Origin of the sequence: Micromonospora sp. NPDC048999, assembly GCF_040649295.1 — a bacterium.
GTDB lineage: Bacteria > Actinomycetota > Actinomycetes > Mycobacteriales > Micromonosporaceae > Micromonospora.
Genome location: NZ_JBEZFI010000025.1, coordinates 67,164 through 89,949, shown reverse-complemented (window position 1 = coordinate 89,949; position 22,786 = coordinate 67,164). Strand labels below are relative to the sequence as shown.

At 69.2% G+C, this 22,786-nt stretch carries 19 protein-coding genes and 4 pseudogenes; 13 read left to right on the top strand and 10 right to left on the bottom strand.

What is annotated here, in order from left to right; genetic code table 11:
• A pseudogene (locus tag AB0C02_RS22980) lies at positions 1-205 on the bottom strand (IS5/IS1182 family transposase); the annotation flags it as partial.
• A gap of 588 nt (positions 206-793) precedes the next feature.
• Between AB0C02_RS22980 and AB0C02_RS22975 the strand changes: the two are divergent.
• Positions 794-1,222 (top strand): annotated as a pseudogene (locus tag AB0C02_RS22975) (S8 family serine peptidase); the annotation flags it as partial.
• A 222-nt stretch (positions 1,223-1,444) separates the two neighbouring features.
• On the opposite strand, the gene AB0C02_RS22970 reads toward AB0C02_RS22975, so the two are convergent.
• The 5 genes and pseudogenes from AB0C02_RS22970 to AB0C02_RS22950 form a co-directional block, all read right to left on the bottom strand.
• Positions 1,445-3,418, bottom strand: coding sequence for a zinc ribbon domain-containing protein (locus tag AB0C02_RS22970; RefSeq protein ID WP_357550771.1), 1,974 nt, complete (start codon positions 3,416-3,418; stop codon positions 1,445-1,447).
• A gap of 881 nt (positions 3,419-4,299) precedes the next feature.
• A complete protein-coding gene (locus AB0C02_RS22965; protein ID WP_357550769.1) occupies positions 4,300-4,836 on the bottom strand; it encodes a hypothetical protein in 537 nt (178 codons plus the stop codon).
• Between the two features lie 179 nt (positions 4,837-5,015).
• Positions 5,016-6,269 carry a DUF6880 family protein gene (locus AB0C02_RS22960; protein WP_357550768.1) on the bottom strand — a complete coding sequence of 418 codons (1,254 nt, stop codon included), beginning with the start codon at positions 6,267-6,269 and terminating at the stop codon, positions 5,016-5,018.
• A gap of 7 nt (positions 6,270-6,276) precedes the next feature.
• Positions 6,277-6,951, bottom strand: a pseudogene (locus tag AB0C02_RS22955) (nucleotidyl transferase AbiEii/AbiGii toxin family protein).
• A 509-nt stretch (positions 6,952-7,460) separates the two neighbouring features.
• Entirely contained in the window at positions 7,461-7,961 is a 501-nt protein-coding gene (locus tag AB0C02_RS22950) for a hypothetical protein (protein ID WP_357550766.1), read from the bottom strand.
• Between the two features lie 268 nt (positions 7,962-8,229).
• On the opposite strand from AB0C02_RS22950, the gene AB0C02_RS22945 reads away from it, so the two are divergent.
• The 4 genes from AB0C02_RS22945 to AB0C02_RS22930 all read left to right on the top strand — a co-directional run bounded on the left by AB0C02_RS22945 (position 8,230) and on the right by AB0C02_RS22930 (position 10,975).
• A complete protein-coding gene (locus AB0C02_RS22945) occupies positions 8,230-9,198 on the top strand; it encodes a LysR family transcriptional regulator (protein WP_357550765.1) in 969 nt (322 codons plus the stop codon).
• 28 nt (positions 9,199-9,226) lie between these two features.
• Complete coding sequence (locus tag AB0C02_RS22940) at positions 9,227-9,457, top strand: sigma factor (RefSeq protein ID WP_357550764.1); 231 nt, start codon at positions 9,227-9,229, stop codon at positions 9,455-9,457.
• 69 nt (positions 9,458-9,526) lie between these two features.
• The gene (locus AB0C02_RS22935; RefSeq protein WP_357550761.1) at positions 9,527-10,507 is read left to right on the top strand and encodes a sigma factor-like helix-turn-helix DNA-binding protein; all 981 of its coding nucleotides are present in this window, start codon (positions 9,527-9,529) and stop codon (positions 10,505-10,507) included.
• 126 nt (positions 10,508-10,633) lie between these two features.
• Complete coding sequence (locus tag AB0C02_RS22930) at positions 10,634-10,975, top strand: DUF6069 family protein (protein WP_357550759.1); 342 nt, start codon at positions 10,634-10,636, stop codon at positions 10,973-10,975.
• A gap of 677 nt (positions 10,976-11,652) precedes the next feature.
• Here AB0C02_RS22930 and AB0C02_RS22925 read toward each other — a convergent pair.
• Complete coding sequence (locus AB0C02_RS22925; protein WP_357550758.1) at positions 11,653-12,072, bottom strand: hypothetical protein; 420 nt, start codon at positions 12,070-12,072, stop codon at positions 11,653-11,655.
• A 179-nt stretch (positions 12,073-12,251) separates the two neighbouring features.
• Here AB0C02_RS22925 and AB0C02_RS22920 point away from each other — a divergent pair, with 179 nt between their 5' ends.
• The 4 genes from AB0C02_RS22920 to AB0C02_RS22905 all read left to right on the top strand — a co-directional run bounded on the left by AB0C02_RS22920 (position 12,252) and on the right by AB0C02_RS22905 (position 16,164).
• On the top strand, positions 12,252-13,253 hold the full coding sequence (locus AB0C02_RS22920) for an NBR1-Ig-like domain-containing protein (protein ID WP_357550757.1): 1,002 nt from the start codon (positions 12,252-12,254) through the stop codon (positions 13,251-13,253).
• 259 nt (positions 13,254-13,512) lie between these two features.
• Positions 13,513-14,376 carry a peptidoglycan-binding protein gene (locus AB0C02_RS22915; protein WP_357550756.1) on the top strand — a complete coding sequence of 288 codons (864 nt, stop codon included), beginning with the start codon at positions 13,513-13,515 and terminating at the stop codon, positions 14,374-14,376.
• A gap of 55 nt (positions 14,377-14,431) precedes the next feature.
• Positions 14,432-15,205, top strand: a complete 774-nt coding sequence (locus tag AB0C02_RS22910) for a peptidase inhibitor family I36 protein (RefSeq protein ID WP_357550754.1) — start codon at positions 14,432-14,434, stop codon at positions 15,203-15,205.
• Between the two features lie 29 nt (positions 15,206-15,234).
• On the top strand, positions 15,235-16,164 hold the full coding sequence (locus tag AB0C02_RS22905) for a peptidase inhibitor family I36 protein (protein ID WP_357550750.1): 930 nt from the start codon (positions 15,235-15,237) through the stop codon (positions 16,162-16,164).
• 244 nt (positions 16,165-16,408) lie between these two features.
• On the opposite strand, the gene AB0C02_RS22900 is transcribed toward AB0C02_RS22905, so the two are convergent.
• The gene (locus AB0C02_RS22900) at positions 16,409-17,572 is read right to left on the bottom strand and encodes a glycosyltransferase family 4 protein (RefSeq protein WP_357550748.1); all 1,164 of its coding nucleotides are present in this window, start codon (positions 17,570-17,572) and stop codon (positions 16,409-16,411) included.
• A 124-nt stretch (positions 17,573-17,696) separates the two neighbouring features.
• On the bottom strand, positions 17,697-18,134 hold the full coding sequence (locus AB0C02_RS22895; protein WP_357550747.1) for a hypothetical protein: 438 nt from the start codon (positions 18,132-18,134) through the stop codon (positions 17,697-17,699).
• Between the two features lie 122 nt (positions 18,135-18,256).
• Here AB0C02_RS22895 and AB0C02_RS22890 point away from each other — a divergent pair, with 122 nt between their 5' ends.
• Entirely contained in the window at positions 18,257-20,227 is a 1,971-nt protein-coding gene (locus AB0C02_RS22890) for a transposase (RefSeq protein WP_357550745.1), read from the top strand.
• Here the strand turns inward: AB0C02_RS22890 and AB0C02_RS22885 are convergent.
• Entirely contained in the window at positions 20,200-20,646 is a 447-nt protein-coding gene (locus tag AB0C02_RS22885) for a sulfotransferase (RefSeq protein WP_357550742.1), read from the bottom strand. The two genes, AB0C02_RS22890 and AB0C02_RS22885, sit on opposite strands and share 28 nt — an antisense overlap.
• Before the next feature lie 8 nt (positions 20,647-20,654).
• Between AB0C02_RS22885 and AB0C02_RS22880 the strand changes: the two are divergent.
• From AB0C02_RS22880 to AB0C02_RS22870, 3 genes and pseudogenes are all read left to right on the top strand, one after another.
• A pseudogene (locus AB0C02_RS22880) lies at positions 20,655-21,092 on the top strand (alpha-hydroxy-acid oxidizing protein); the annotation flags it as partial.
• Entirely contained in the window at positions 21,050-21,418 is a 369-nt protein-coding gene (locus tag AB0C02_RS22875) for a hypothetical protein (protein WP_357550741.1), read from the top strand. The pseudogene AB0C02_RS22880 and the gene AB0C02_RS22875, both read left to right, overlap by 43 nt.
• Positions 21,415-22,710, top strand: coding sequence for an MFS transporter (locus AB0C02_RS22870; protein WP_357550739.1), 1,296 nt, complete (start codon positions 21,415-21,417; stop codon positions 22,708-22,710). The genes AB0C02_RS22875 and AB0C02_RS22870 overlap by 4 nt, the downstream gene beginning before the upstream one ends.
• Positions 22,711-22,786: the final 76 nt, after the last annotated feature.

Below are 22,786 nucleotides of genomic sequence, written 5' to 3'. Positions count from 1 at the left end.
TGGCCGAGCAGGTCGAGTCGGCGATGGCCTCGTACGAGCAGCCGAACCGCAGCACTTGCAGGAGCTTGTCGAACACGATCCGGTCGGCGATGCGCAGACGGTGGCAGCCCAGGGGGTGACTCGGATCGGTGGCGGGTCGTGCGGGCAGCAGGGCGGCGAACTGGTCCCACAAGGGGTCGCTCAGCCATGATGGGACAGCGGGCACAGGCGTTCCAGTGATCACTAGGCGTAGGAACCTTCATGATCACTGATGCCTGTGCCCGTCTCCTACCCGCCAGCGCCCCACTGACCTATTTGCGCGGCCACTAAGCCAGGCGGCTGTTCTGTGATGCGCTTGATCATTCCGCGCATGTTCCGGATCTTGTCTACAGGGCCCTGGATCTACGCCTCGCCGGGCTGTCCCAGTTGTTGGATGAGCATGTCCAGTTTACCGACGAGCGAGTCAGGTCGGGTGCGGCCAACCCGACGCCGAAGCTGACCTCGATCATCGAGGGGATGGCCCCCGGGGCGGACAGCATCGATGACCTGGACGTCATCCGCGCTGGCGGGATGAAGAAGCTGTTCGGTGGGTGTACGAGGCCGCGACGTCGGGAGGGTGTGGGTGTGTTCGACGCGTCCGATCAGGCCGTTGACGCGCAGGCGTCGTAGGTCGTAGGTCATTTGGCCGGTGGTGTAGGGGATGCCGAGCTCCCGGGCCTCGGGCCCGAGGCGATCCCGTGTAGATCTTGGGTCGACCGGACAAGATCGTTACGTTGGTCATCGATATGCACATCGACGTCCGTCGCGTGACGGCAACAGCAGTGTGGACGCCGCGGTGAACAAATCGATCGCCTCCGGCGTGACCTACACCGTGTCCGCCGGTAACGCCAGTACCGACGCGTGCACCCAGTCGCCCGCTCGGGTACCGGCGGCCATCACTCTCGGCGCGACGACGAGCACGGATGCTCGCGCGTCCTTCTCGAACTACGGCAGCTGCGTGGACCTCTTCGCTCCGGGCGACGCGATCGTCTCGGCCGGCATCAGCAGCAACACATCGAGCGCGACGATGAGCGGTACGTCGATGGCCGCACCGCACGCAGCCGGTGCGGCCGCCCTCATCCTGGCCGAGAACCCGACGTTCACCCCGGCCAAGGTGCGCGAGCGCATCGTCGCCGGCGCCACCACCGGCAAGGTGACCGGTGCCGGAACCGGGTCACCGAACCTGCTGCTGCGGGTGGATGGGGCGCTGCGCAACCCATACACCCCGATCGAGGCCTGCGGCAGCGGGTGCCAGGTCATCAACGCGGCGCCGCTGACCGGTACCGACGGCAGCCTGAAGGGCCGGGTCTACCTGCTGTACAACAGCAGCAACGGCTACAACTGCACGACGACTCTCAAGGCCACCTCGGTCGGCACCGCCACCTCCGTGTCGGCGTACCTCGAGGTGCAGGGGAAGCGTCGCAGATCAGCTAAGCGATCCTGTGTCGGAGTAGGTTTCCGGGATCGTTTCCCACTTGGGTGGGGTGGCGTGGGCGTGGAGGTGGAATCCTGCGCCCAGCGCTGCTCCGTGTGGCTGGTGGCCGGTGGTGGGTGTGCTGGTCGTGGTCACGTTCTGGTGCCGGTGGGCTGCGCGGGGCAGCCGTCGGTCCGTTGGTGCGTGTCCCTCCGGACGCTTGCCCGCCCGCCGGTGGGGTCGGGTGGGGGAGGGTGCCCTGCGTCGCCTGGGCGCGGGGCGTGGTGGCTTGCGCGCGGTGGGGCCGGTCTTGGACCGGTCCGTCCGGCTGGTCTTGGAAGTGGTGGGGGTGACGACGGCTGCGGCTTCGAGCGTGTCGACGACCGACCGGATCACCATGGCACCGCTGGTCTTGTCGGTGATGGTCTTGTTCTGATGGGTGAGGCCCCGGGCGGCGATGCGCCGCCAGGCCCCGTGGTCGCGGTCGCCCTGCCAGCCGCAGGGCGGGTGGGGGCAGACGGCCCACTTCCAGCCTGGGGTGGTGGGCTGGTCGGGGGCCTTACGGTGCTGGAGCGGACTCAGGCATTGGGGGCAGTGTTTGGAGGTGTTGCGGGCGGGGACGGTGACCACGGCGATGCCCTGCTCGGCGGCGAGGTGCCGGATACGGTCGGCGATCTTCCCGCGGACCTGTTGGGACAGGCGCGTGTTCATCGTGCGGCCCATACCCTTGGCTTCCATCGACCGCAGATCTTCCAGATAGATGACGGTCGCGGCGGCGGCGATGGCCTGGTCCACGGTCCAGCGAGCGGCGGACCACGCGAGGGCGTCGTTCAGGTTCGTGCGGCGGGCGGACACGTGCTGGATCTCGTCGCGCAGAACCGCGTGTTTCGCCCGTAGGTGTTCGTCGGGGCGGCCGTCGATGAGCCGCTGGTAGTGGTCGGCCTTGGCGTGCAGCCGCTCACCCTGTCGGCGCAGCCGATGCTGCTTGGCCAGAACGCCGGCGGCGCGGAACTGGCCACCGGCCCCCAACGCGGTGATCCGACCGTCCGTCTCTAGTCGGAGGGTTCCGGCGGTGAGGAGGGTGTTCAGCCCCCAGTCCACGCCCAGCGCCACCTCGTGCCCGGCGTGCTTGGCCTTCGGCACCGGATGCGTGTAGGCGACATCGGCTCGCACCGTCCCGCCGGTGACGCGCAGAGTGGGCAGGTGCAGCACCGCGCCCGCAGGAACCGTGGGTGGCAGGCTGATCGGGCAGGCCACCCACGTCCAGTCCCGATACGAACGCGGATCCGCCCGGGTCGGCAACTGCAGGCGCAGCAGCACCCTGCCCGGGTCGGTGTCGCTGCGTTCGATGGTGGCCTGCTGCCGGTCACACGCGGCCAACAACAACATCCGCGCAACCCTCGGCACGCCCTCCAGCTCGAACACATCCACCGGCAAACGACCATGGGCGTGGAGGAACGCGGCGACCTGCCGGGTACGACCCTTGATCACACTGGATGCCAGACCCTGTCCGCCCGGGATCGCAGCGCGGAGCTGCTCCCACTCGACGCCGGTGCGCTTGCGCGGATCGACCGGCCAGGTCGACAGGATCCCGGCGGTCAGGTCAGCACGCCACTTCACCGACCGCAGAACACGCCCCGCCTGCTCCTGGACCATCCGCACGATCCGGTCATTGACCCTCACACCCGATGGCGGGGCGGCCGTCCAACCCAGCCGCCGCAACGCCATCCACGCATTCGACGGCAACCTCCGACCACCGGCATCCACCCCAGAGGCGAGCACATCAACATCGGCCGCGTTGCAATGCGCACCAAGCAGGGCGCCCACCATGCCCGCCACCAGATCAGCGCACCAACCGACACGCTCCGCCAGCACCGCCCGGGACACGACATCCCCGGACGCCTCATCCAGCCCCGTTCGCAGCAGCCCACGAGCACACGCGGTCCGCACCGCCTCGCCCTCAGCCAACGCCAACTTCCGGCTCACCCGCCACCGTCCCGGCACCATCCAGACTCGAACAGCAGACAAGCCCGGCTCTCCGCCGACGCATACCAATCAAAACGCCCGACAACGGAAATTCTATGATCACTGTGGATCGGTAATCAAATCGCTTCGCCTCGGATCACCGACAGCGGCTCCTTCTCATACTATGCAGGTCCAGTACGCGCCAGCGCCGCCAAGACCTGCGTCAAGTGGGGCGGCTCGACGGCCGGCGTCAGCTACAACAGCCCGTTCGAGCACTGCAGCTGAGGACGCTCGCTCACGACCACCCCGTACTACCTGGACGGACTCTGACCCGCTGGGCCACGAGGTAGCCGGCGCCGTCGACCGCACCGATACGCATCGTGCTGTAGCCCGTCGGCTCAGCTCGCGAGGAGGGGAAGAAGGCGGCGACAGGCGGACGTACACGCCCGCTCCGGCGGCTGCGGCACGTTGGGTCTCAAACCTGCTGGCCGGACATTGGGAGCCCGGTGAGTGGAGAGGTTCACGCCGGGTTTTGCGAGCGGCGGGGGGTGCGATTCCCCCCGCCGACTCGCCGGATCCGGGCCGGCGGCTGAGCAGGGCGAAACTCGAGGAGGGAATCGGCGGGATTGCCCGCCTGCACGCGATCTGCCACGGCCGGGCGGTGGGAGGTGCAGCGTGATCCGCCGAGCCGACGATGCGACCCGTGCCGGGACGGTGCCCGGAGGAGATCTCGGACGCCGTCGTCTTTCTCGCCTCGGACGAGTCGAGCTACATGACCGGCATCGGGTTGGTTCTCGGCGGTGGGCAACTCGCCGAGTGAGTAACGGCCGGCAGAGCCGGATCGCGGTGTGGAGGCGCTTCTCGAGTTCAGGAGCGGTCCGCGGTCAGCCGTGATCGTGGTGTCAGGAACGAGCGAGAGCGTCGGCGAGCGCGAATATCGCGGCGGTCACCAGTGTCGTGCCCACCCCGATCCCGTTGACGGCGCTGACCGGGAGTGAACGTCGACGGGCAACGGGCACGGCCGCAGTTGCCACGACGATGACAACCGCGGCCACCGGGTAGAGCAGCGGAGACCGGAGCAGCGATGCAAGCGGGATGAAGTGCAGCCCCACCACCAGGGCGATCCAGGCCGGGACGAGTTCGCGACGGCCACGCCGGATCAGCACGCCCGCTCCGATGCCGGCCAGGCCGAACTCGATGCCCACGATGATGCCGAACAGCTGAGAGGTGTCGCGGTCGAACACCGTGCCGGTGTTCCAGATGCTCCAGGAGAGCAGACCGGCCGAGACCAGGATCAGTGCTGCCAGCACGGACCCGGTGAGCAGCCACTTCTTCCAGGGCTTCGGTGGCTGCTCCTGCGCCCAGCCAAACCACCCCATTGCGAAGAAGCCAAAAATGGCGGCCGTCATGGCTGCGTCGCGGGCGAACTCTGATGTCATGGCGTCCTCCGGGACGGCGGGCGATCTTGGCCGACTGTACCGGGAAGAGTCCAGGGCGATGCGGCGTCGATCACCACCGGGCGCGGTGGGGTTCGCGACGGCGACTGCGGAGAAGGCGCGTCCCGGAGGCCCCCGCCGGGCACCTCCGGAGGGCCCGATTAGCGACCTGGGCCGGCACTCTACCGGCCGGGGTGGAGGCGGGCGGCGTCGAGCTTGGCCAGGAACGCCGGCCGGCGTCGGTGCTGTCCACGCAACTCGTCCAGGTATTTGGCAAACTGGTCGGTTTCGCCGGTGGCCGCGTACGCGTCACGCAGATGGCGCAGCAGCGTGATGGCTGTGTCGTAGCGGCGCTTGTCATGCGAGTCCAGCAGGTGGGCGTTGACGATTGCCCGGTAGGGTTCGCGCACGTCGGCCGGATGGCCTTGTTGCCGGCGGTGCAGGAGTTCGACGCGTTGCCGGGTGGGCAACTCGTCCAGGCGTGCGAGTCCGGTGTGCCAGGCCTCGTCATCACGGCCGGTGTGGTGTAGTGCGTCGATCAGGTGGGGCAGGTAGCCGGGCTGCTGGGCGGCACGGTCGCGTACCAGGGTCAGCGCCCACTCGGTGTGGGTTTCGTCGCGGTCGGTCTCGGCCACCGTCGCCAGCAGTGACCGGAGGTTGTCGATGGTCGGCTGTTGGTCGAACGCAGCCCGACGCTCGGCCACCGCGGCCCGCGGTTCGCCGGTCTCGATCAGCAGCCCCACCAGCAGGTCACGCAGCCGCGCGGATTGGTGGCCGGTGGAGTGTTCGGCGAGTCCGCGTCGAGCCCAGTCGATTGCGTCGGCGGGCCGTCCCGCCTCGGCCAGCACCCGTACGACGCGCTCGTACTGGTCGGCGCTGACCAGGTGCTCCGCCAGCACGGCCACGTACCGGTCCACGTCGCCGGAGACCTCGGCGAGCTGCTCGCGTAGGTGCCGTACCGTCCACTGCTGGTGCCAGTTGTCCGGACCCGCTACCGCGGCACGCTGCTCGACCAAACGGGTAACCTCGGCCAGGCCTTTCGTCCCGAGAGCCGGCGCCCACTCGCGCAGGATCACGTCCGGCCAGCCGGGCCCGTCGCAGACGAGCCGGACCAGCCACGCGGCCAGGCCAGCGGGTCGTGGCGGTGCGGCCCGGCACGCCCGGGCGTAGAGCTCCATCAGATAGGCGAGGTCGTTGCCGAGGACCCCGGAGGAGCTGTCCATGTACATCAAGGCGGTCGTCATCCGATCGACTGCCTTGCGCAGCATCGGCACCGCGACCGCCGCGTCACCCGCGTCGATCAGCCGGGCACAGCGGTCCGCGACCTCACGCGCCGCCTGCGAGTAGGCCTGCCGGCCCGCGTACGGGTCACGGCGGCGATCCCGCCGCAACCGGTCCACCAGCACAGTCAGCTCATTCTCGTTCCCTGCGCTCACCGGTACATCACACCAGAACGCGCGCGACGACCCAGGGCAGGTTGCCGGTGAGTACTTCGTGCCACTGTGCGAAGCGTTTGCGCATCTCGCCGATGTGAACGGGGTCGGCACCGTAGGCGGCGAAACGTCGGTCCGGGTAGCGTTCCAACATGCCGAACGGGTCCGCCAGGATGCGCCGGTCGAACCCCGCGTCGGATTGTTCGGCCAGCTCGCACAGCCGTCCCCGGATGTAGCGGCCGGTCACGAGCGCCGCGTCGATGTCCAGGAAGTCTCGGGGCTCGGCGCGCGTGTGCAGGGCGGACACCTTGCCCGCGGCGACGTCGGCGTGCAGCACCGGCCCGACGTCCATCATCACCGGCGGCAACGCGCGCCAGGTGGCCGCCAGTTCGACCTTGTACGGATAGTCAGGTTGAGCGGGATCGGTGACCGCGAGCCGGGCGAAGGTGTCGAACTGCTGCGTCACCTCGACGGAGTACCCGCCGTCGCGGTAGGCGTCGATGACGGCGTCCACTGCTGTGGTCTACTCGTCATGGCGCTCCCACGCCGTGAATAGGTCGATGTCCTCGCTCGGACGGTCCAGGATGCCGTGGGCCTGCACGGCGTACCCGCCGGCCAACGCGAACCCGTAGCGGGCAGCGGCCCGCAGCCCGATCTCCGCCAGGCGGAGGTGAACCTGATCCACCCCTACCCGGCCAGCGCCCGGGGTGGCGTGGTCAGCTCGGGAAAGCGTGTCTGCCACAACGCCCGCAGCCGGGCCGGGAGCCACAAGCTGGGCCACAAACGGCGCAGCGTGGGACCGTGCAGCCACCGGCGCAAGTCGTCGACCGAATTGGCCTGGTTCAGTACCGTCTAGTGCATCAGCTGCAGATCACCGGCGTCGTCGAGGTCGTAGGTGCTGTCGCCGGACCAGTCCAGCCACCGATCGAGCGGCAGCCTCGGGTCGACCGTCCCGCGCCGACGGCCCGGCGGTGGCACTCTTCGTCAACGATCCTGTGGGGCGCAGCGGACCTGTCCTTCTCGCCTCCATAGAGGCCACTTACCCCGCGATCCCCATCTCGGGGACACTCGTTGGCAGACTACGCAATCACCCTGCCGAACAGCGCGCCTTTCGTGATCGGCCGCGCGGAAGGCAGTATGCGCGCACGGGGGAGGCCGGCCCCCTGACGGGTGCCGGCCTCACCGAACGTGTTCCTAGGCCTTCGTGAAGGCGATGCTGATCGACTCTGCCGCCTGCGTGCGGGTGTATGTCCGCGGCTGTCCCGCCGCCGCGAGCGCGTCGTTCACGCTGTCCACATACGCCGTCAGGCTGGGGGTGCAACTCTGGTAGTCGCCGATCCGCGTCTGGGTAGAGGAACATGTGGGGTCACCGACCGCGCACGCCATCGCGAAGTGCACGGCGCTAGTCCACTGGGTCGACTTCCCTTGGACGTACAGGTGCGTGTTCACCCGGCACGCCGCGAACCAGTAGGGGCTGGTCACCATGGTCTCGAAGTGCGCGGTGTCACTGCCGGGGTAGTACGTGACCGTTGCCTTCGCGTAGCAGCCACCGTCGAAGGTGCTGGATTCCCTGGTGACGGTGTAGCTGGTGGCGGTTCCCGCCGAGGCCGGCGCGGTGCCAGCCAGCATGACGCCGAATGAGGCGGCCATGAGCGCTAGGACCGTCGCGATTGTTCTGGTGAGCCGGGTGGTCACGCCTGCTCGTGGTTGCCCTGCCGCAGTCATGTGGGTCCCTTCCCGTCCGGATCCCAAAGTGTTTGAGATCGTCTCCTGCGATGTCCGCGATACGACAGACCACGACGCCTGTCGTCACTGCCGCAACACCACCGTCTGTGTCGATATTCAGGGGCCGGAATGCCTTTTGTCCAAGACCTGACATCAATGGGCCATAGATCGCATCTATAGACCGTGTTATCTGTTTAGTCGTCATGGTTTTGCGTTTCGTAGACGGTGGGGGCAGGAAATGGTGGAGTTGCGTCACCTGCGCTACTTCCTGGCGGTCGCCGAGGAGCTCTCCTTCACCCGCGCCGCGGCACTCCTGCACGTAAGCCAGCCCACCCTCAGTCAGCAGATCAGGGCACTTGAGAAGAGCATTGGCGCTCCGTTGTTCCACCGTGGTCCCGGTGGCCCACGCCTCACGCCGGCGGGGAACGCGCTGCTCGAGCCGGCGCAGCGGGCGGTGGTTGAGGTGATCGACGGTATCCGGGCCGTACGAGACACGGTCCGCAGTCGGGCCGGGACCTTGCGGGTGGGCTTCAGCCACGGCGGGGCAGGAAAGCTGACTCCGTCGATTCTCGGCGCCTGCCGGCGGGCGATCCCCGATGTACGGCTCGTGTTCCGTGAACTCCCCGTCGGAGGGCTGTACCACGGGCTAAGAGAGGACCGCCTCGACATCGCCCTGACCCGGTTGCCCCTCGACTCGGAACGGCACGCCTGGACGGTGCTGTTCGAGGAACCCCGGCTCCTGGCCGTTGCCGGAGCCAATCCCCTCGCAGACGCGACAACCGTGGATCTGAAGGAGGCCCTCGCGCTACCCATGCCCATGCTGGCCGGGTGCCCCACGGAAGTCAGCGACTACTGGCTGCTGACCGACCATCGCAACGGCGAGCGGCCCGACGCACGGGGCGGCCCCGTGGAGTCACCCGCGGAGATCGCACACCTGCTCGAGCACGATCCATCGGTGGTGGCGGTCGCACCGGAGACACTGCGTCGGATGCCGCCGTTGCCGTCGATGCACTTTCTGGAGTTGTGCGGGATCTCTGCCACCAAGGCCGTCGTCGCGTGTCGCCAGAACGACCGCAGAACGACCGTCATGGCGTTCCGTCAGGTCGCGGCGACCGTGGCGCGCCGTCTGGTGGCCGTTCCGGCCACGGTCAGGCCGGCAGGCGCCCCGGAGGGCACCGCAGGGCGCGGCGTTTCCTCCCGGCCCTGAACGGCCGGATCTCCACGCCGCAATTCCGATGAGTGCGGACACGCGGCTGGATGAGCTGGGCGTGAGCGGTCTGGGCGAGGTCGACGAGCCGGCGTTCTCGGGGCTGGCGGAGCGGCACCGGCGGGAGCTGCACGTGCACTGCTACCGGATGCTCGGGTCGTTCGAGGACGCCGAGGACACCGTGCAGGAGACGTTCTTGCGTGCCTGGCGGCGGCGGGAGACCTTCGAAGGGCGGTCGACGTTCCGGGCCTGGCTGTAGCGGATCGCCACCAACGCCTGCCTGGATCTGCTCGCCAAGTGCCGCCCGGACCCTGCGGCCGGCGGCGAGGTGCTGTGGCTGCAGCCCTACCCGGACCGGCTGCTCGACGAGCTGCCCGCGGGCGGCGCGGACGAGCCGGGGACCGTCGCCGTCGCGCGGGAGACGATCGAGCTGGCGTACCTGGTCGCAGTCCAGCACCTCGTGCCGCGCCCACGGGCCGTGCTGATCCTGCGGGACGTGCTCGGCTGGCCGGCGAAGGACGTCGCGGAGCTCATCGGAGACTCCGTCAACTCCGTCAACAGCGCGCTGCAGCGGGCCCGCGCCGGCATGCGGGAGCACCTGCCCGCCGAGCGGCAGGACTGGACCGGCGGCGAGGAGGACGCCGGGACGCGCGAGCTGGTGCGCCGCTTCACCGACGCCAGCGTGGCCACGGACATCGACCGGCTCGCCACACTGCTGCGGGACGACGTCCGCTGCTCGATGCCGCCCACGCCGGGCGTGCACGTCGGCCGCGACGCGGTGGTGAACGACTGGGTCGAGGACGGCTTCGAGGACCTGGGGCACCTGCGCGCCGTCCCCACCTGCGTGAACCGGCAGCCCGCCGTCGCCTTCTACCTCTGGCGGAAGCAGGAGGCTGCCGCTGACGATCGACTTCCTGCGGATCACCGGCGGCGCGATCATCGAGATCATCATCTTCCACCACGACCAGTTCCCGCGGCTCGGGCTGCCGGAGCGCCTGCCGGGGGACGGCACGGAGTAGTCCCGGTGTGGACGCTCACCTGCGCGGTGGCGCGCGTGTCGCGGTGGTCGTCGGGCAGTGGTACGACGCGTTCGGTGTCGTCACCCGCGGGCGGGTGCAGCTGGAGCTGCGCGACGGCGAGCCCGGGCCCGTCCTCGAACGCGACGCCGGGTTCTGGCTGCACGGCACCGGCGTCCGCGCTCTGCGCAGCCCCGGCCGTCGCACGGCGAGGGTACGCGTCGTTACTCCCAGGGCCAGGGCCAGGGCCATCACCGCCAGTCAACACACCCTGTACGCCCGTTACCGAATGATGAAGGAACGACATGAACAGCATGAATGACGCCGGGGTCGTCGCAGGCCCGGCATCAGGCCAGACCAGCCACACCCACAGACTCCGCAGGCTCGCCGGCACCGGCTTGATCGCCACGCTCGCTGCGATGGTGGCCACCACCCTCGCGGCTGCGCTTGCCCAGGCCGTTGGCGTCGACTTCGAGATCCCCGATGGTGGCGAGGCGATCCCGTTGCTCGGGTTCGCTGTGGTGACCGGCTTCTTCTCGGTCGTGGGCATCGTCATTGCCGTCGCTCTTCGTCGTTGGAGCGCTCGCCCTGCCCAGCGATTCGTGTGGACGGCAGTGTCGCTGACCGCGATCTCGTTGGTCCCGCCCCTCCTCGCCGGGGCAAACACCGCCACCACCACCGCCCTCCTCGGGCTACACCTCGTCCCTGCGACGGTGATGATCCCCACCCTGGCCAGGAGCCTCCGCACCCGGACCGATTGACGCTCCCGCAACGGGACAACGCCCAGCTGGGGTTCTCCGTGGCCAGGCGCAACACCAGGACCCCGGACGGAGTTCAGCGTGCGTAGTCGTGTCGGCCGGGGTGTGGTGGGCGGCGTTCACCCTGTCGTCCCGTGCGCTTGGGCCGGGACTCGGCAGTGTGGCGGCGGGCGACCAGGTCACGGTGCCAGCGCAGCGCCGTGTCCGGACGCACCAGCAGCCGAAACCCGCGCAGCACGTCCACTGGCAGCCGGTGCAGCAGCGCCGCCAGGAACGCCCGATCACTGGGGGTCGAACCGCGGCCTCTGTTTTCCGAGTTGGCGCTCCAACACCGTGATCTGAGGGCGCAGGGCAGGAATTTCGACGTCCTTGTACCGGTCGCTCATCGGCGAGTAGGCGCAGCACGGCGAATGCGTTCGTTACGCCCAGGTAGGCCAGCCGCAGCAGCACGGTCGATCAGCATGCCGCAGCGGTCGCCAACCGTGCGAGAACATTGGCTCAAGCGACTGCGGTCGACACCCCGAACACCAACTCCCGCCAGGGTGGACGAGGTTATTGGCAAGGGCGCGGTCGGCGACCGCGGTGAACGCGCGGTCGCCGACCCCGCGGCTCAGCGGAAAGGCCGCCCGCCGCGTTCGGCGATCACCTGAACCGCCGTCCCGGAACGTCGAGCTCGCCGGTCAGCAACGCACCTCGGTCTCCTTCGACGCCACGTCGGAGATCCCGCCGAGGGCCCGGGTGCACTCCGCCAGCGTGTTGGCGCCCAAAGACCAGACCTCCACGCCGTTCGAGCACTGCAGGTCGCGCAGCGTATTACCGGTCACGATCGAGGTGCAGACCTGGTACTTGCCGTGAGTGTCCCGGTACTGCTGCCACACGTACGTGTATGCGTAGTTCTTGCCGCATCCCTTGAACTGCTTGACCGATGCGGCGGTCTGCCCGCCGACCGTGACGTACGCCGTCGCGCCGATCTGCACCGAGCTCGTGCAGCGCGGGTTGATCTCGGCGGCATGAGCGGGCCCGGAGACCGCCAGCGCCGCAGGCACAGCCAGCCCGGCGGCCGCGAGGATGCGGAAGCTACGTCGGGAAAGGCTCTTCATGGATGACCTCCTTCAATGCACCGGGGACCGTCGCGCCCGGTGTTGTCATCGACCACATTGATCTTCGCCGAGGCCCGTTCGCTACCCTCTTACACGCTCTGACAACGCCGGGCGACGGCGCCTTACATGGGGGATAGATGGAAGACCAGCGTGCTGCCACCGAACCGACTCACGGCGGGATGGCCGCCGGAACATTCGCCGAACAGCTGCGGACACTGCGGATTGCCGCGGGCAACCCGTCGTTCCGGAAGATGGCTGGGCGGTCGGGCCGGATCTCGCACACGACGCTGCACGAGGCCGCCGCCGGAACCCGGTTTCCCTCCTGGGAGACCACCCGCGAGTTCGTCCGGGCTTGCGAGGCGGACGAGGTCCAGTGGCGGCGCCGATGGGAGGACGCTCAGCGCCCGGAGGCGGTCCGCGCCGTCCCGGACGCCGACCTGACGCCGGTCATCACCGAATCGGCGGCCGGTTTCGTCGATGCTTCGCCCAATGTGCTCACTATGACGACCGGCGTTGAGGCCGCCGAGACGTTCCACGCCGCGAACACTCCGGCGGCCGGTACGCCCATCGTGTCCGGCGTCGCCGCGTCTTCGGACCTCGTGCCGGAGGGCCAGCGCGTGCCACGGGCCGCGGAGTACCCGCAGGCGGCGGCGGAGGACGTGGTCACGGGTGCACCACTGCACCGGTTGCCGTGGCTCGCCGCCGTGGCGGTGGTTGTGGTGGTGGCGGCGGTCGCCTTCCTGGGCGTCACCGTCCTCGGCCGGCCGGACTGCTCCGGCGCCGTGGCGGCGTCGCCGACATCGACTGCGTTCTCGGACGCGCTGATTCCCGGGGACTCGAGCGTGTTCGTCGGCGACGTCACCATCCCCGACGGTACGCAGGTGAAGGTGAACGCCCGCTTCGTGAAGGTGTGGGCGCTCGCGAACGCGGGATCGGTCATCTGGCACAACCGTTTCCTGGTACGGATGAACCCCACCAGTGACGATGACGGTTGCCAGGTGCCGGATCGGGTGGCGATCGGCGACACGCAGCCCGGCGAGCAAGTGATGATCAGTGTTCCGGTCAAGGCGCCGAGCCGGCCCGGAAAGTGCTGGGTCGGCTGGAAGATGGTCGACGAGCACGGGCAGCAACTCTTTCCCAGTCGCCGGCCGGTGTACTTCATGGTCTCCGTCACCGCCTGAGCGCACCTGGCTCGGCGGTCAAGCCCCGCCGAGCCACCGCCCCGGTCGATTCTCCCGGGTCCCGGGTCGCCCCGACCGGTGCCACGTGCGAACGCTCGCTGTCAGTGCCGGATGCCACCCAAGCTGACAACACCGCATCCATCGAGGTCGGTGACGGTCTGACGGATCTGACAGGACAGCGGGGGTACCGAACAGCAGGGCACTCCTCGCAGGGTGATCTCCGTTCCGAACGGACATCACCCTGTGAGGAGGATCAACCTTGCGCCGTCCCTGGTTTATCGCCGGGCTCGCCGCCCTATGCATGGCCGTCGGCGTTCCGGCCCATGCGTGGGCCGCGACACCCGGCACCACAGCGCAGCGGACCGTCACCACGGCCGCGCTGCCTGTCGTGGACATGGAGGCCGTCATCCTGGCCGCCCAGATCGACCCCCGCCGTGCCGACAACACACTGACCCCGGGCGCGAAGAATTCCGTGCTCGCCGTGGAGCAGGCGCTCCAGGCCCGGAACCTGCTGAACGCGCAGTGGGTCGACGGCTACTTCGGCACCACAACCATCACGGCGTACGCGGCCTACCAGCGCTCGCTCGGCTACAGCGGCCTGGACGCCAACGGACTGCCCGGCACGACGTCGCTGACGAAGCTGGGCGAGAACCGGTACACCGTCGTCAACACGATCAGCCCGGGCGCGAAGGTCCAGCGTGACGGGTACGTCGTCAACACCCGTACCCAGGCGATGCTGGCCGAGGCCCAGCGCCTGCTCGGTTACACCCTGGTGCTCGATCAGGGCTCCTACAACCCTGGGGGCGACCCGACCTCGGCCGGTACGCACGACGGCGGAGGTGTGGTGGACATCGCGGTCACCGGCATGACCGCGGCCAAGCGCACCGACGTCGCCCGGGCTCTGCGCCAGGTCGGCTTCGCCGCCTGGGTCCGTAACCCGAGTCAGGGTGACTGGCCGTGGCACATCCACGCCGTGGCGATCAGCGACACGGACCTGTCCAGTCAGGCACAACACCAGGCCGGCGACTACTACCTCGGCATGAACGGCCTGGCCAACCGTGGCCCGGACGACGGTCCCCGGATTCCGATCAAAACCTGGGAGCAGTACCAGCGTGGGCAGTGACCCGCACCCGACCCGAACCACCAACCATCGCTCAATGTCCAGGAGAGGACACACCATGAACATCCGCAAGAGCCTTGCCGTCGCCGGCGCCGCGTTCGCTATGACCGCTTCCATCCTGACCGTCGCCTCGCCGGCGTCCGCAGCCGGCCGCGACGGGGTCTGCGACAGCGGCGAGTTCTGCTACTACTACAACAGCGACAACGCCGGCTCCGTCTCGGACTTCACCACGTCGCTCGGCGACTACGGCACGACCCAGCCGTCCTGCTACGAATTCAAGGGCGCGGGTAACGGCCAGGGCATCTGCGTGAAGAACAACGCCGCGTCGGTGTGGAACCGCACCAGCAAGACCGTGCGGGTCTACTACAACAGCAACTACGCCGGCGCGTACCAGGACTTCGCGGCCGGGGCGAAGGGCAACCTCAACGCCACGCTGAAGAACAACAACGCCTCGCACGAGATCGGCCCTGCCGCCTTCGCGGACGACCCGCGTGCTGCCTCGGCTGTCGCGTTCGCGAAGGCACGGCTCGGGCACACCGACTGGAACAACGAGTGCGAGCTGTTCGTCGAGCGGGCCTTCGGTGTGAGCGGCAAGTTCGGCACGGCCCGCTTGCACTACCAGTGGCAGAAGGACAACGGGCGCATTCACACGGGCTCCGTCCCGCCGGCCGGAACGGCAGTGTTCTTCACGTCCACCACGGACGCCGGGCACGTCATGCTCTCCATCGGCGGCAACAGCGCCATCAGCACCGGACCGACCGTCTACCAGACCAACACGTTCCGGGACCGGTCCGACTACCTGGGCTGGGCCTACGTCCCGAGCAGCTGGTGACCCACTCCACTACTGAGCGGCGGCCACGGATGACCACCCTGAACAAAGTCGCGGGCATTCTGACCGTCCTGGTAGCGGCGATCGCAGGCGTGGCGGTGGCGCCAGGCATGGCGTCCGCCGCCGGCCGCGACGGGGTCTGCGACAGTGGCGAGTTCTGCTACTACTACAACAGCGACAACGCCGGCTCCGTCTCGGACTTCACCGACTCGGTCGAGGACTACGGCACGACCCAGCCGTCCTGCTACGAATTCAAGGGCGCGGGTAACGGCCAGGGCATCTGCGTGAAGAACAACGCCGCGTCGGTGTGGAACCGCACCAGCAAGACCGTGCGGGTCTACTACAACAGCAACTACGCCGGCGCGTACCAGGACTTCGCGGCCGGGGCGAAGGGCAACCTCAACGCCACACTGAAGAACAACAACGCCTCGCACGAGCTGCTGAGCACGGGCGGGACGACCGGCTGCAGCACTGACGGCACCAACAGCAAGCTACCCAGCACCATCCTCGTCTACCGGGTCAGCCTCGGGCGAGTCGATCGGGTCGACTTCAAGACGTACGTCAAGAACGTCCTCCCGAACGAGTGGGTAACGAGCTGGCCGAAAGCCTCGCTGGAGGCCGGTGCCGAAGCCGTCAAGAGCTACGGCTGGTACTGGGCGCTGCACTCAACCCGGAAGACCTCCGGCGGACAGTGCTACGACGTCCGTGACGACACCGGCGACCAGGTCTACAAGCCGTCGTCGGCGCTGGCGGCGACATCCGCCGCGGTGGACAGCACCTGGTCGACCCGGATGACCCGGAGCGGCAACATCCTGCAGGCGCACTACTGCGCGAACACGGGGTGTACTGGCTGGGTGACCGGAGACTGGATGTCGCAGAACGGCTCGCGTGATCTCGCGAACGCGGGCAAGAACTACCAGGAGATCCTGCGCTACTACTACAGCAACGTGGCGTTCTCCTGACATCACGCACCACGCACCAACCGCGCCGCCCGCCGCAGATCCGCGGCGGGCGGCGCGCTCGTGGTTGCGGCACGTCAGCGCCACCTGTCAAACCCGCCGTGACCAGAGCGGACGCCATAGCCGGCACTTGCAGCGTCGGGTGCGAGAGCGATCGCCGTTGCCAGTGACGTCCGCAACAACCGTCACTGTCAGGTGAGCCGGTATTCAGGAACGTAGGCCGTGATGTCCACCGTTTTCCGGGTTGTCAACGCGAGCGGGTGTGCTCCACCGACCGCGATGGCGTGGCCGGAGCGTCGTGCAGAGCACCCAGTACTCGGCCGGCGACCGCCTCCCATGAGCAGAGTTCAGCCCGCCGCAGCGCCTCGGCGCCTCTCGCACGGGCGGTGGCCGGGTCGGCCAGCGCCCGCATTGCGACCGGCAGAGCGGACGAGTCGAACGGATCCACGGTGACCGCACCGTCGCCAACCATCTCAGGTGCGCCACCCCGGGTCGTCGCGATGACGGCTAGCCCGGCCGACGCGGCCTCCAGGTACGCGATGCCGGCCGCGTCGTAACGGCTGGGCAGCACGAAGCAGGTGGCCTCCGCGTACAGTCGGTCGAGGCGGGACTGGGCCGCGGCGTCGTCGCGGGCGAGGAAGCCGTGCGTCGTGACGCCGTGCTGGTCGATCCGAGGGTGGTCGCCCACCACGTCGAGCGTCGCGGTCGGGAACTCCCGTCGCACTGCCGCGAACGCGGCCAGGACAGCGTCACCGTTCTTGCGCTGCCACTCGGCGCCCACGAATAGGTACTTCGGCGCCGACCAGTCGCGGTCGCCGCACGCCGCCGACCAGCGGGGTCGGTGGCCCATACCGACGACGGCGATCCGCTCGGGTGGCACTCCGAAGTCGGCCTCGCACGAGGTCGCCGCCCACCGGGTACTCACGCAGCACACGGCAGCCGCCCGGTTTGCCGCCCGCTGACATGCCATCGCCCGGTCGAATAGCCGGGCTGGGATCTTCGCCAGGCTGACATCCGACCACGGGTCGCGGATCTGCTGGGCCATCGTTGCGTCGTCGAACGTCGCGAGCGGCACCGACGGTCCGAGCGACGCGAGGGCGCGCGGCAGGTCGTGCATCTCGTTGCCCATGGCGACGACCGCGTCCAGGGGCCCGGCGGCGGCGAACCGCGCGGCCAACGCCCGGGTGCGTACCCAGCGGGCGACAGCCATCCGTTCCGCGACCTCACCCCGCCGGCCCGTGCTACGCGACAGCGCGGCGACCGCCCCGCGCAGCGCGGGCGGCATGGCGGTGCCGATCGGCACCACGTCGGCTCCGTGCGCGACCATACCGGACGCGAGGCCGGCCGGTATGCCGGACCAGTTGGCCGGGGACAGCGGGTCGGCCGTGGGGTACAGGAGACCAACTCTCACCGAACTCTCCAAGCGCGGGAAACGGGTGCCGCCATCGTTGCTCATCGCCGAAGTGAGCAGCAATACCGGTTGACCTCGCAAGTCCGAGAATCTTCCGGCTCGTACAGCCATAAGGGCCTTCTGGTCATTTACACGCCAACTCGGACGCCGCTGCAGACCGACCTGATCCACGGATCGAGGTTTGGATGTCGTACCCGTACGCCGCCGCGACCATGCCGATACCCTCGTCGTCGAGCAGCGCGCGGAGCGATGATGGCAGCGCGCTCCAGTCGTCGAGCGACCGCGGCTTGGTGCCGTCGGGCCCGGTGATGTGGATTTTCCGTGCGAACACCTCGCGGTCGAAGCCGGCCGAGTCGAGCCCGGTGTGCGCGGCGATCCGGCCGATCGCGGCGGCCTCGTCGGCGATGAGGTCTTCGTAGCGCAGGCTGAGCACCGGCGGCGCGGTCTCGTTCTCACAGTGGAGGAAGCTCTCCGCGATGCGCCGCCAGTCGCGCATGGCCAGCTCGGTGTTCGCCCGCGTCCACCAGGTGTACTTGCGCTCCCAGGACTCCAGGCTAAGCAATTTGATTACTGATCCACAGTGGTCATAGAATTTCCGTTGTCGGGCGTTTTGTTGGGGATGCGGTCGGCGGAGAGCCGGGCTTGTCTGTTATTCGGGTCCGGGTGGTGCCAGGGCGGTGGTGGGTGAGCCGGAAGTTGGCGTTGGCTTCAGGCGAGGCGGTGCGGACCGCGTGTGCTCGTGGGCTGCTGCGGACGGGGCTGGATGAGGCGTCCGGGGATGTCGTGTCCCGGGCGGTGCTGGCGGAGCGTGTCGGTTGGTGTGCTGATCTGGTGGCGGGCATGGTCGGCAGTCTGCTGGCCGGGCACTGGAATGCGGCTGATGTTGATGTGCTGGCCTCCGGCCGGGATGCGGGTGGTCGGAGGTTGCCGTCGAATGCGTGGATGGCGTTGCGGCGGCTGGGCTGGACGACCACCGTCCCGGCAGGTGTGAAGGTCAATGACCGGATCGTGCGGATGGCCCAGGAGCAGGCGGGGCGTGTCCTGCGGTCGGTGAAGTGGCGTGCCGACCTGACCGGCGGGATCCTGTCGACCTGGCCGGCCGACCCGCGTAAGCGCACCGGCGTCGAGTGGGAGCAGCTGCGCGCGGCGGTCCCGGGCGGGCAGGGCCTGGCATCCAGTGTGATCAAGGGTCGTACCCGGCAGGCCGCCGCGTTCCTCAACACCAACGGTCGGTTGCCGGTGGATGTGTTCGAGTTGGAAGGCGTGCCGAGGGTTGCCCGGATGTTGTTGTTGGCCACGTGTGACCGGCAGCAGGCCACCATCGAACGCAGCGACACCGACCCGGGCAGGGCGCTGCTGCGCCTGCAACTGCCCACTCGGGCGGATCCGCGTTCGTATCGGGACTGGACGTGGGTGGCCTGCCCGATCAGCCTGCCACCCACGGTTCCCGCGGACGCAGTGCTGCACCTGCCCACCCTGCGCGTCACCGACGGGAAGGTGCGAGCCGATCTCGCCTACACGCATCCGGTGCCGAAGGCGAAACGCGCCGGGCATGAGGTGGCGCTGGGTGTGGACTGGGGGCTGAACACGCTCCTGTCCGCCGGAACCGTCCGCTTGGAGACGGACGGTCGGATCACCGCGTCGGGGGCCGGTGGCCAGTTCCGGGCCGCTGGTGTCCTGGCCAAGCAGCATCGGCTGCGCCGACAGAGTGAGCGGCTGAATGCCAAGGCCGACCACTACCAGCGGCTGCTCGACGGCCGCCCCGACGAACACGTGCAAGCGAAACACGCGGTCCTGCGCGACGAGATCCAGTACCTGTCCGCCCGCCGCACGAACCTGAACGACGCCCTCGCCTGGTCCGCCGCCCGCTGGACGGTGGACCAGGCCATCGCGGCCGGGGCCAGCGTGATCTATCTGGAAGATCTGCGGTCGATGGAAGCCAAGGGCATGGGCGCCACCATGAACACGCGCCTGTCCCAACAGGTCCGCGGGAAGATCGCCGACCGCATCCGGCACCTCGCCGCCGAACAGGGCATCGCGGTGGTCACGGTCCCCGCCCGCAACACCTCGAAACACTGCCCGCAGTGCCTGACCCCGCTACGGCACCGTAAGGCCCCGGACAAGCCGACCGTCGCGGGCTGGAAGTGGGCCATCTGCCCCCACCCGTCCTGCGGTTGGCAGGGCGACCGCGACCACGGCGCCTGGCGGCGCATCGCCGCCCGAGGCCTCACCCACCAGAACAAGACCATCGTCGACAAGACCAGCGGGCACATGGTGATCCGCGCGGTCGTCGACACCCTCGAAGCCGCAGCCGTCATCACCCCCACCACGAAAGCCAGCGGGATGGACCGGTCGAAGACCGGCCCCACCGCACGTAAGCCATCACGCCCCGCGCCCAGGCGACGCAGGGCACCCTCCCCCACCCGACCTCACGGCCGGGCGGGCAAGCGTCCGGAGGGACACGCACCAACGGACCGACGGCTGCCCCGCGCAGCCCACCGGCACCAGAACGTGACCACGACCAGCACACCCACCACCGGCCACCAGCCACGAGGAGCAGCGCTGGGCGCAGGATTCCACCTCCACGCCCACGCCACCCCACCCAGGTGGGAAACGATCCCGGAAACCTACTCCGACACAGGATCGCTTAGCTGATCTGCGACGCTGCGCAGGATGTCGCGCGGGTCGCGGACGAGGCTGACGACGACCGCGTCGGGGAACAGGTTGTGGATCGCGCGGGCCTCGGCCAGGCCGTACCGGACCTCCTTGATGCCCCAGATCGGCTTGCCGTGGGCGGCGGCGCGCTCCTCGAACAACGCGCGCATGAACTGCCGCGTGGCGTCGTCGATGTGCTTGGCCTCGGGGGTGAGGTTGGCCATGAAACTTTGGTACCCGTCGGCGGCGAACGCCTCGCGGGCCTCCAGCCCGTCCTCGTCGGCCCACACTTTCATCCGAGACATCGCCGACAGCATCGGTCGGAGCTGGCCGCCGTGTTCGCCCCAGATCAGGACGTCCGGGTGGGAGGAGAGCAGGCGCTGCACCAGCGTGCTGCCGCACCGCTGCCCGGCGGCCAAGACGAGTACTGGACATTTCGCCACCACATCACGCCCAACTTGTCGGCGACAGGCCGCCCGGGAACGTAGCATCGCGAGCGCCTCGACGCAGCTGCGGTCCGGAGGACAGCGGCAGCGGGTCCGAGCTGACCGTCGACGCGATCCGCAAGGCGTTCGACGAGACCTGGCTGCGACCCCGGATGCTGGTTGACGTGTCGTCCGGTTCGACCGTGTTGCGCCTGCTCGGGGCCGACCTGGCTACGCCCGTCGGCATCGCGCCGGCCGCGTTCCATCGGATGGCCCACTCGGAGGGGGAGTGCGCCGCCGCGCGCGGTACGGGCGCGGCCGGCGCGTTGCAGGTGGTCAACATGCTGGCCAGCCGGACGCTGGAGGAGGTGGCTGCAGAGGCGGCGATCCCCTATAGATGCAGCTGTATTGGCTGCGCGACCGGCGGAGGCTGGCCGAGCTTGCCATTCGCGCGAGCAGACGGGTACCGCGCGCTCGTGCTGGCCGTGGATGCCCCCAGCTCGCGCAGCGGTGGGGTGATCTTCTTTCCGAGCATGAACGAGTCAATGTGGAACCGCCGGCGGTGCGCCGCAACGTTCGCCGGTTGCGCGATGATGGTCATCGCGTCGTGGACCCGGTGCAGTCGAATATCTTCGAGATCGCCTCGGGCGCGAGGCGTGTCATGCCGGGTCTGCCGATGCCGTCCGTGGTCGCCCGGATCGTCGCAGAGCCGGTGCCGAGCCTGCTACCGGTCACTGTTTGCCGAGAAGAGGGCATTCAGCCATGACAAATCTTGCCGATCGGCTGCGCCGGAGCCGGGACACCGGTATCTGGCGCATTCCGGCCTTCCGGCTGCTCGTCACTGGTCAGTTCACCTCGTCGATCGGCGACGCGTTCTACGCGATCGCGCTGCCCTGGCTGATACTCGGCCAGGGGGGCGGCAGCGCGGAGTTGGGTGTCGTGGTCGCCGCGTACGGTGTCGCCCGCGCCGTGGGCATTCCGGCGGGCGGCGCGCTCGCCGACCGGCTCGGCCCACGCCCGGTGATGGCCGTGGCCGACACCGTACGCTTCGTCGTCTCCACCGTCCTCGGCGTGCTGGCCGTGGCGGGGCACACCCCGTTGTGGGTGTTGATCCCGGCCGCTGTCCTGCACGGCGGGTGCGGCGGAGCCTTCCTGCCGGCGTCCCGCGCGATCATGCCGAGCCTGCTCGACGAGAAGTTCCTGCCCACCGCGAACTCCGTGTACACCGCGCTGACCCAGACCGGTGCCCTGCTCGGTCCGGCGGTCGGCGGCGTCGTGGTGGCCCTGACTGGGAGCGGGCTGGCGCTGATCGTCGATGGTGTGACCTTCGCGGTCTCTGCCGCGACACTGCTCGCCCTGCGTCCCGCGGTTCCCGCCGCGGGCGCGGCCGGGCCGGGCGAGCGCTCGCCGGGTTTCGCCGCAGTCCTGCGCCACGGCCGGCTCCTGCATGCCCTCCTTGCCGCCGCGTTCGTCCTCAATCTGGTGTTCGCCGGCACGCTTCAGGTCGCCCTGCCCGCGCTCGCGCACGATGATTTCGGCGCGGCCGGCTACGGTGGCATCCTGCTCGGCTTCTCGCTCGGCGCCCTCGGCGGCGCGTTCCTCACCCGCCTGCGCTGGGCGGCCGACCGTCCGATGATGCGGGTGCTCGCGTACACGGTCGTCATGGGCCTCGCGCTCGCCGCCCTGCCGTACGCCGGCGGCGTGGCCGGCGCGGTGGTCTGTATGGCCGTGGTCGGCGCCGGTGATGCCGCCACGGGCATCGAGCTGGTCTCCACTTTGCAGGTCTGGGCACCGGCCCAGGTCCTCGGCAGGGTCATGAGCGTGCTCATGTTCGGCGTCATGGGCCTGGCCCCGGTTTCGGTGCTGATCGCCGGTGTCGTCGTCAACGCCTTCGGCCCGCGTCTGTTCTTCCCTCTCGCGGGCGGTGCCACCATCGCGGCCATGGTGGTCGCGCTGGCCGTGCCGGCGTTCCGCTGTCACCGGGCCGGCGACCGGTTCGTCGCGCCGGCCGTGTCACCGCCCGAGCCGGCCGAAGCCTCCGGCGCGGCGGCATCCTGAGGGTCGGCTCGCCGAGGGCCAGGGCGAGAAGAGTCCGTCCGCCCTCGCTCGGCGCCGGGGCCGATCTGGTCACGAT